Annotated in this window: 8 protein-coding genes; all 8 read right to left on the bottom strand. The window is 73.7% G+C overall.

Translation table 11 applies throughout. The annotated features are described in order from the left end of the window. Nucleotides 1-224: 224 nt before the first annotated feature. Nucleotides 225-593, bottom strand: coding sequence for a nuclear transport factor 2 family protein (locus ACIQU3_RS31780; protein WP_030234889.1), 369 nt, complete (start codon nucleotides 591-593; stop codon nucleotides 225-227). Between the two features lie 83 nt (nucleotides 594-676). Next, on the bottom strand, nucleotides 677-1,642 hold the full coding sequence (locus ACIQU3_RS31775; RefSeq protein ID WP_403929045.1) for a diacylglycerol/lipid kinase family protein: 966 nt from the start codon (nucleotides 1,640-1,642) through the stop codon (nucleotides 677-679). Nucleotides 1,643-1,965: 323 nt separating this feature from the next. Next, entirely contained in the window at nucleotides 1,966-2,796 is an 831-nt protein-coding gene (locus ACIQU3_RS31770; protein ID WP_403744084.1) for an alpha/beta fold hydrolase, read from the bottom strand. Between the two features lie 30 nt (nucleotides 2,797-2,826). After that, nucleotides 2,827-4,299 carry an MFS transporter gene (locus ACIQU3_RS31765; RefSeq protein ID WP_403929043.1) on the bottom strand — a complete coding sequence of 491 codons (1,473 nt, stop codon included), beginning with the start codon at nucleotides 4,297-4,299 and terminating at the stop codon, nucleotides 2,827-2,829. Nucleotides 4,300-4,359: 60 nt separating this feature from the next. Further along, nucleotides 4,360-5,613 (bottom strand): cytochrome P450, encoded by a 1,254-nt coding sequence (locus ACIQU3_RS31760; RefSeq protein WP_403744080.1) that lies wholly within the window; start codon nucleotides 5,611-5,613, stop codon nucleotides 4,360-4,362. Nucleotides 5,614-5,885: 272 nt separating this feature from the next. Beyond that, nucleotides 5,886-6,653: a thioesterase II family protein gene (locus tag ACIQU3_RS31755; RefSeq protein ID WP_403744089.1), complete on the bottom strand. Its 768-nt coding sequence runs from the start codon at nucleotides 6,651-6,653 to the stop codon at nucleotides 5,886-5,888. A gap of 53 nt (nucleotides 6,654-6,706) precedes the next feature. Next, nucleotides 6,707-7,711, bottom strand: a complete 1,005-nt coding sequence (locus ACIQU3_RS31750) for an LLM class flavin-dependent oxidoreductase (protein WP_403744078.1) — start codon at nucleotides 7,709-7,711, stop codon at nucleotides 6,707-6,709. Nucleotides 7,712-7,748: 37 nt separating this feature from the next. Then, entirely contained in the window at nucleotides 7,749-9,365 is a 1,617-nt protein-coding gene (locus ACIQU3_RS31745; RefSeq protein ID WP_403929041.1) for a fatty acid--CoA ligase, read from the bottom strand. Nucleotides 9,366-9,373: the final 8 nt, after the last annotated feature.

Here is a 9,373-nt window from a genome sequence, read left to right as displayed (position 1 = left end):
CTCGGCTTCGGGTGTGATCAGTGGCGGGGCCGGCCGTTGGGGAATGCGCCGGCGGTGCGGTTGGCTGGCGGGGGGGGCGGGGGTGGGGGGGGGGGGGGGGGGGGGGGCGTGGGGGGGGGGGGGGGGGGGGGGGGGGGGGGGGGGGGGGGGGGGGGCGCCGGGGGGGGGGGGGGGGGGGGGGCCCCCCCCGGGGGCCGGGCCCCCCCCCCCCCCGCGGGCGGGGTTCAGGCGGCCGGCACCTTGTCAAGGAAGCCGTAGACGGCCTTGATGCGGCCCGCCTCGTCGGCGACCAGGACGTCGAAACCGATCGCGATGGGCTCGGCGCCGGGCTCGGTGACCAGGCCCCACTGGAACCGGGCCTGGTTGTGGTGGGCGTCGACCGTGCCGTGCAGTTCGAAGGTGAGGCCCTTGAACTGCTCACGGGCGCCCGCCACCACCGCGCCGAAGCCCTCGTGGCCCTCGACGGCGGCGAGCGGGTCGATGTACGGGGCGTCGGCGGTGAACAGCTCGGCGATGGCCGCCGCACGCTTGTCGGCGTCCGCCTCGTTCCAGATGGCCAGGTAGCGGTCGACGGTGGTGGTCAGGTCGCTCATGTGTGCTCTCCTCGTTTTCTGTTGGTGCGGCTGACCCGACGTGCCGTCGCCAGGCGTGCGGTACGACGGGGGTTCTGTATGTCTCAGGGGGTCTCGGGGCGGTCCGGGGCCGGGGCCCACACGGGGAGGGCGCCGGGAAGGACCTCGAAGGTGGCCGTGGAGCCGATGCCGTGCTGGTACTCGCCGTCGTGCTCCAGCGGCAGCCGGCGGCCGTCGGTGCGCTCCACGGTGACGGTCCGGCCGCGCGCGTACCGCGTGGCGGGGTGGCCGATGTGGGCGGCGGTGAGGGTCAGGCGCGGCACGTCGGCCGCGGCGATCCCGTCGCCGATGACGCAGACGTCGAGCAGGCCGTCGTCGAGCAGCGAGTCGGGCAGGACGTTGAACCGGCCGCCGCGGTAGGGGCCGCCGCCGACGTTCGCGAGGACGGTCGGGCCCTCGTGCACGACCCGCCCGTCGACGGTGACCCGGCCCGGGTACGGCGCATAGCCCGCGGCGGTGTCGGCGAAGGCGCGGGCGTACCGCTCGCGGCCGGTCAGCGGCAGGTCGCGGGCGGTGATCAGCGCGTCGGCGATCACACCGGAACAGGCGCCCAGGTAGACGTACTGGCGGGTCTCGGCGAGACGGGCCAGGTCCAGGCGGCGCGGGCGGGCGCTGCCGCCGATGCCGGAGTCGGTGAGGATCGCCTTGAGGGACTCCGTCCAGGGGCGGTCGCCCCACAGCATCTTGTAGCCGGAGTTGCCGGTGCCGCCGGGCACCACCGCGAGCGTGGCGCGCCCGGAGGCGGGCACCAGGCCCTGGACGGCCTCCCGGACCGTGCCGTCGCCACCGATGACGACGACCAGGTCGGGGGCGCCGGTCTGCCGTTCGAGGGCCCTGCGTACCGCGACGGTGGCGTCACCCGGTCCGGTGGTCGGGTGCACCTCGGTGCGCTCCAGGTACGAGTCGCACAACTGGCGTACCTGTTCCACCAGTTCCGGGCTGTGGCTGCCGGAGGCCGGGTTGGCCAGGACCAGTGCCCGGGTCGGGACCGGGGCTGCTGTATCTGCCATGCGGGCGTACTCCTTCGTCGGACGGCGCCGGCGGGTCAGGGGCCGGGGCCGCGCCTGCGGCTCGGGCCCCACGACGTCGACTCTGCCGCCGACCGCTGTCACGGCGCTGACGTGCGGCTGACGCTCCGGATGCCCGTGCCGGCGGGGCTTCCGCACCGGCGCCGACGGCGGGGCGCACGGGCACGGGGACGCGGGGCCGAGGGCACGCCCGGCACGGGGAGGCAGGGCGGGGACTCGCCGGGCATGGGGAGGCGGGCCGAGGACCCGCCCGCCGCCCGGCCGGGGGCCGGGCGGCGGCCACGCGGAAGGCGCCGCCCTCGCGGTCACTGCTTGGCGAAGGCCAGCAGATCCGCGTTCAGACGGTCGGCGTGGGTGGCGAACAGGCCGTGGGCCGCGCCCTCGTAGGTCAGCAGGGTGCTGCCGGGAACGAGTTCCGCGGTGCGGGGACCGCACAGCGGATACGGCGCCCCGAGGTCGGCGGTGCCGTGGACGACCAGGGTAGGCACCCGGACGGCCGCCGTCTCCGCCCGCTGGTCGGTGGTGAACAGCGTGCGGTAGATCTCCGTGGCGGCCCGCGGCGAGGTGTCCATGGCCAGGTCCATCAGCCACTCGGCCAGCCGGGGCGAGAGCGGCGTGCTCGCCGGATCCGCCTCGGGGCCGGCGAAGAACGGCCAGGTCAGTGATCTCAGCCAGGCGGCCCGGTCGGTCCGGATGGCCTTCTCGATCTCCTCGAGCAGCGCCGTCTCCAGGCCGTCCGGGTTGTCCGGGGCACGCAGCAGGAACGGCGTGGTCGAGGCGACCAGCGCCAGCTTCCCCACCCGCGCGGCACCGTACCGGGACAGGTAGCGCACGGCCTCACCGCCACCCACCGCGTAGCCGACCAGCAGGACGTCCCGCAGGTCGAGGTGGTCGAGCAGGTCGGCGAGGTCCGAGGCGAGGGTGTCGTAGTCGTAGCCGCTCCAGGGGACGTCCGAGCGCCCGGTGCCGCGCCGGTCGTAGGTGACGCAGCGCAGCCCCTGACCGGCCAGGAACGGCGCCTGGAACTCCCACATCCGCGAGTCCGCCATGGCGGCGTTGAGCAGCACCACGGGACGGCCTTCGCCCCAGTCGGTGCAGTGGAGCCGGGTCCCGTCCCGGGTGGTGACGTACGGCATGACACCTGCCTTCCTCGGTGGTGGGGACCCTCAGCGCCGTGCGGTCCGGCCCGGCGCCGCCAGGACCAGGACGGAGGCCAGGAGTCCCAGGGCGATGAGCGGGACGAGCGTGACGGCGAACGCGTGGGGGTAGGCGCCCGCCGAGCCGCCGGCGTCGGCCAGGGTGGGGAAGAAGACCGCGCCGGCGATCGCCACGCCGACGGCCGCGCCGCCCTCCTGAGCGGTGTTCAGGAGTCCGGACGCGGAGGCCGCGTGCTCGGGCACGGCCGCGCCCAGCACCAGGTTGGTCAGCGGGCCGGTCGTCAGGCCCATGCCGAGCCCGGCGACGAGGAGCGCGGGCAGCAGCCACAGCACGTGTCCCGTCGTGTCGAGGCGGTCGGCGGTCAGGGCGACCGCCGCGTAGCCGATCGCGAGGGTCAGCGGGCCGACGGCCACCCTGCGGGCGGTGACCGAGGCGGCCTTGCGCGACGACACCACCGAGGCGCCGAAGTAGCCCGCGCCCAGGGCCAGGAAGATCGACCCGGACTCCAGGGGCGACAGGCCCCGGCCCAGTTGCAGGTAGAGGGCCAGCACGAAGAAGAAGGAACCCATCGCGAGGAAGTAGACCACCGTCGCGGTCAGTCCCACCGAGAACACCCGGCCCTTGAACAGGGCGGGTTCGATCAGCGGGCCCCGGTCGGCCGCCGCCCGCCTGCGCAGGTGCCAGACGGTCACCGCCAGCAGGACGGCCGCACCGGCCATCGCCTCCCACACCCACAGCGGCCAGCCGCGCTCCTGGCCCTCCAGCAGCGCGAAGACGATGACGCCCAGGGACGCCGTGACCAGCAGGGCACCCACGAGGTCCAGCCGGGTGCCGCCCTCACCGCGCGACTCGGGGATCGTGCGGCCGGCGAGGGCCAGGGAGACCAGGCACAGCGGGACGTTGATCAGGAAGATGGTCCGCCAGCTCAGTCCCGCGATGTCGACCGTGATCAGGGCACCGCCGATGAACTGGCCGAAGACGCCGGCGAGTCCGATGACCAGGCCGTAGGCGTTGAAGGCGCGGTCGCGGGCGGCGCCGGTGTACACCGTGCCGATGATGCCGAGCACCTGCGGCACCATCAGCGCGGCGGCGGCACCCTGGGCGATACGGGCGACGACCAGGACGGTCGCCGTGGGGGCCAGGCTGCACGCGGCCGAGGCCAGCATGAACAGCACCATGCCGAGCGTGAACATCCGCCGGCGGCCGAAGAGGTCGCCGAGCCTGCCGCCGGTGATCAGTCCCGCGGTGAAGGCGACGCCGTAGCCCACGACGAACATCTGGGCCTGGGCGGCACCGGCGCCCAGGTCGGCCTTGATGGCGGGGACGGCCACGTTGGCGATGAAGAAGTCCAGCACCGTGATGAACGTGCCCACGAGCACCACCAGGAGGGCACCGGCCGAGGGGGCGGCGGCCGGTGCGCCGCCGGGGGGCGTCGGCGCACGCCCCTCGACGACGACTTCCGTGCTTGTCTCAGAAGTCATGACGACTCCGTTTCTCGATCATTTCGGGTGGTTGGCCGGTGGTGCCGGTACCGTGGCCGGTCACCAGGTCACGGGAAGGTGTGTCACCCCGTGGAAGACGGTGCCGCGGCGGAAGACCGTGCGCGGGTCGGCCGCCAGCCGCAGGTTCGGGAAGCGCCGCAGCAGGGAGCGCAGCGACAGCTCCATCTCCAGCCGCGCCAGCGGGGCCCCCTGGCAGAAGTGCGGCCCGAAGCCCCACTGCAGGTGGCCGCTGGTGTCGCGGTGCGGGTCGATCCGGTGCGGGCAGGCGAAGACCGACTCGTCGTGGTTGCCGGCGGGCACGGAGATGACGACGGCGTCGCCCTTGGAGACGGCCACACCGCCGAGTTCGAAGTCCTCCACCGCCAGCCGGACCATCGCGTCCTGGGAGATCGACCAGTAGCGCATCGACTCCTCGATGAAGTTCGGAATGAGCGCGCCGTCGTCGGCGGCCACCCGCGCCCGCAGGTCGTCGTCGCGCAGCAGCGCCAGGATGTTCAGGGCGATCTGGTTGGTGGTGGTCTCGTGTCCTGCCACCAGGACCAGCCGGGCGATGCCGACCAGCTCGTCCAGGGTGATGGCGCCTTTCGCGTGGTGGTTGACGGCGAGGCGGCTGATCAGGTCGTCGCCCGGGCTCTCCAGCTTGCGCAGCGCCAGTTTGGCCAGGTACTCGGACATCTCCTCGAAGGCGGCCAGGGAGACCGCCGGGTCCTCCTGCGAGATGGTGACGCGGGTCTTCTCGATGAAGAACGCGGAGTCCTGCTCCGGAACGCCCAGCAGCCGTGCGATGACGAGGGTCGGCAGCGCGCGGGAGAACACCGCGTGCAGGTCGGCCTGCCGGGGTAAGGCCTCCAGTTCGTCCAGCAGCTCGTCCACCAGCCGCTGGACCGGTTCGCGCAGCCGCTTCACCCGGCGCGCGGTGAACTCGGTCTGGATCATGGAGCGGAGCCGGGCGTGCTCGGGGTCGTCCAGGCGCAGGAAGGAACTCGGGTTCCCGCCGGGGGGGACCTGGATGCGCACCGGTGCGCCGGGCAGCCGTTCGTCGGCACTGAGGCGGGGATCAGCCAGCGCCTGCCGCACGTCGGCGTACCGGGTCACCAGCCAGGCCAGGCGGGACTCGGCGGCTCCCGCCGGGAGGCGCACCACGCAGGGGGGCGCGTTGCGCAGTTCCGCCAGGATGGGCGGCGGGTCTCCGTCCTCGGTGCGGGCGAAGGGCCAGTCCAGGACATCGGTGTGGTCCGCGAGCGACAAGTCGGCCTCCAGGGGTGAGGGGGCAGGCAGGTGGATCCCGGACACCGGCTCTCTTCCGTGGTCGGACTCGGACGCGCTGACGCCGCCGGGGCGGTGGGGACATGGGTGGTGTCCCGTCCCATGCCGCGGAGGGTCGTGCGCCACTGTCGCGCAGTCCGCTGACACGGCGCTGACACGGGGCCGGCCGGGCCGTGGAACCCGGGGAACTCGTGTGGGGCCGGTGCTGGGAGGTGTGGTGCAGACCGGGAAGGCGCCGGAGTGGGGCGCCTTCCCGGTGCCGCGCTGGTGCTGTGGCCGGGAAGGCCGGCCGGTCGACCTCAGCGCGCGTGCTGGGCGGCGATCCGCTGCAGGCGGTGCGCGAAGTGGGCGGTGACGGCCTGGGCGTGCGTGTCGATGTAGAAGTGGCCGCCGGCATACTCGTTGTGGCCGAGGTAGGCGGGGGTGCGTCCGGCCCAGTGGGTCATGGCGTCCGGCGCCTCCTGCAGGGGGTCGGAGCGTCCGCCGTAGGAGGCCAGCGGGCAGGCGACCCCGGCGCCGTCGTCGACGTACTGGGCGGCGACCCTGAGGTCGGCGCGGAGCGCGGGGACGACGAGGGCGAGCATCTCGGGGTTGTCGTAGATCTCGGCCGGGAAGGAGCCCAGCTTCTTGATCCACTCGACGAGCTCGGACTCGGGCATCCGGCTCTGCTCCTCGGTGGGCTGGAAGAAGCCCACGGGCGACCAGCCGGACATGCCGACCATGACGGGCGCCGGGCCGCCTTCTTCCTCCATTCGGATGGCCAGCCGGAACGCCAGCTGGGCGCCGAGGCAGTGCCCGAAGAACGCGAACGGCCGGTCGTCCAGGTCGTCGAGCACGGCCTCGTGCAGCGCTTCGAGCAGCGGCCAGAACTCCTCGTACGTCGGCTCCTCCCGGCGGTTGTGACGGCCCGGCAGGGTCACCGCCTGCGGGGCGATGTCGGGCGGCAGCAGGCTCTCCCAGTCCCGGTAGATGATGGCGCCGCTGCCCGCGTGCGGGAGCAGGAACAACCGGATCGAGGCGTCGGGCGAGGGCTCCACCGGGTGGAACCACTGGCCCGCGCGGGACATCCGGCTGCCTGCGGTGACGGTGGCGCCGGTGTCCGGTGCGTCGGTGGTACTGGTCACGACTGTGTACTCCCCACGGTGGTGGACGGGCCGAGGGCGCGTACCGCGGGCAGCAGCACCTCGGCGATCTCCTTCAACTGCGGTTCCGGGTCGAGCGATCCGATCCTCAGGACCAGGTGGCGGGCGCCGGCCCGGACGTAGCCGCCGAGCCATTCGGCGCACTTCTCGGCGCTGCCCCAGGCGTAGGCCTGGATGGTGCGCATCTGGTCGAGGGAACGGCCGTAGTAGTGGCTGATGTAGTGCTCCAGTTCGGCCTCGGCCGCCCGCTCGTCGTGGTTCACCGTGATCGTCGCGTACAGGGCGGGGGTGACGGCGCCGGCGGGGCGGCCGGCCTCCTCGGCGAGCTCGGCGATCCGGCGGCGGGCCCGGCCGTAGGCGTCGGGGTCGGGCAGGAACGGCAGCCAGCCGTCGTAGCGGGTGGCGGCGCGGGCGAGCACCTTGGGGGTGTCGCTGCCGGCCAGCCACAGCGGCGGGCCGCCGGCGGTGGCCGGGGAGGGCAGCCGGTCGAGGTGGTCGGCCTGCCAGAACCTGCCCTGGAAGTCGGCCGGTTCGCCCTCCTGTCCGGCGCGCCAGGCCGTGCGCCACAGGGCGGTGATCTCGTCGAGGCGTCCGACACGGCCGCTGAAGACGGCGCCGACCGAGGCGAACTCCTCCTCCGTCTCGGGCATCGGGAAGCCGGAGCCGAGCCCGAGGACCAGCCGGCCCGCGGCCACGTGGCTGAGGCTCGCGACCATGTTGGCGCCGATCAGCGGGTGGCGCAGGGCCGGGGTCAGGGCGGCGGTGCCGACGGTGATCCGCTCGGTGGCGGCGGCAGCGGCGGCCAGGACGACGAGCGGGTCCAGGCGGGGGCGGGCGGTGAGCGAGTCGCCCGCCCAGAGGGAGTCGAATCCCAGCGCCTCGGCCTGCCGGGCGAAGTCCAGCAGCGGGGCCGCCGCGTAGGTGCCGTTGATGGCCTGTTCCCGGGTGGGCAGCAGGATGCCGACGTGCAGGGGCCCGTTCATGGGCGACGACCTTTCTCTGTCCGTGGCTGACGCGGCGTCATGCGACCGTGCCGGCCAGCGGGTCCCGGGCCGGTGCCGTCAGCCGCTCCCGCACCGCGCGGCGCAGGATCTTGCCGGAGGGGTTGCGGGGCAGGGAGTCGGTGAAGTGGTAGGCGGTGGGGATCTTGTAGTCGGCGAGCCGGCCGCGCAGGGAGAGCAGCAGTTCGCGCGGGTGCGCCTCGGCGCCGGGGCGCAGGACGACGACCGCGTGCACGCTCTCGCCCCAGTGCTCGTCGGGCAGGCCGACGACGGCGGCGTCCGCCACGGCCGGGTGCGCGGCGAGCGCCTTTTCGACCTCGGCCGGGTAGATGTTCTGCCCGGCGACGATGATCGTGTCATTGATGCGGTCGCACAGGTGGAGGTAGCCGTCCTCGTCGAGGTAGCCGGCGTCCCCCATGTGCAGCCACTCCCCCACCAGGGTGCGCGCGGTGGCCTCGGGCAGGTTCCAGTAGCCGAGCATCCGGGACGGGGCACGCACGCATACCTGGCCGATCTCCCCGGGCGGGAGGGGGTCGCCGTCGGGGCCGATCACCTTGACCTCGTTGCCGGGGCACGGCCTGCCGACCGAGTCCAGCACCGGGCTGCCCGGGTGGTGCGCTTCGGGCGGCAGGCACACCGCCACACTGCCGGTCTCGGTACTGGCGTAGATCTGGGCGAACTCGCAGCCGTAGGTCTCCAGGCACTGCTTGAGCAGGGTCTCGGACATGGGCGCCGCGCCGTAGGCGATCTTGCGCAGGGAGGTGAACGCCTCTGGTCCCGCGCCGCGTTCGGCGGCCATCATCTGGAGCATGGCGGGGGCCGCGAAGGTGGTGGTGACCTTGTGGGTGCGGATCAGCCGGACCGCTTCCTGCGGGTCGAACTGCGGCATGATCACGTTGGTGCCGCCCGCGTTGAAGGTGTGCAGGAACCAGCCGATGCCCGCGACGCCGAAACCCGGCAGCGAGATGAGGCTGACATCGTCGGGCAGCCAGTCGATCCAGGCGACGCCGTGCTCGCGCATCGCGTGCGGCAGGGTGAAGAAGCTGCGGTGGGCGAGGACGGCGCCCTTGGGCAGTCCGGTGGTGCCGCTGGTGTAGATCTGCACCACGGCGTCGTCGGGGCCGGTGCCCGGCACCGGTTCGGAGTCGGGCTGGTCGGCGGCCCAGGCCGGCAGGCCCGCGCCGCGGGCGGGTTCGCCGTCGGCGTCGGTGCCGTCGACGCGGATCACCCGCCGCAGACCGGGCAGTTGATGGCGCACCGCGGCGACGGTGTCCCAGAACTCGTCGTCGACGAAGATCAGGGCGGCGCCGGAGTCGCGCAGGATGTGGTCCACCTCGGTCGGGGTGAGCCGCCAGTTGACCGGCACCAGGACCGCGCCCGCTTTGGCGCAGGCGAGCATCACCACGTAGTAGTTCTCCGACTCGCGCCCCAGGTAGGCGACCCGGTCGCCGCGCCGCACGCCGCCGGCGCACAGGGCGTGCGCGGCACGGCTGCTGTCGCGGTGCAGCTTGTCGTAGGTGGTGACGCGGCCCTCGCAGATGATGGCCGGGTGGTCCGGCCGGCTGCCGGCGTGGGCCCGTGAGGAGTGGGTGAGCGTCCAGCGCTCCCTCGGTGTGCCGCGGGGTGTGTCAGTCATGATCCGTC

The organism is Streptomyces sp. NPDC101110 (assembly GCF_044759525.1).
In the GTDB taxonomy this organism is placed as follows: domain Bacteria; phylum Actinomycetota; class Actinomycetes; order Streptomycetales; family Streptomycetaceae; genus Streptomyces.
This window is presented reverse-complemented; position numbering and strand designations above follow the sequence as displayed.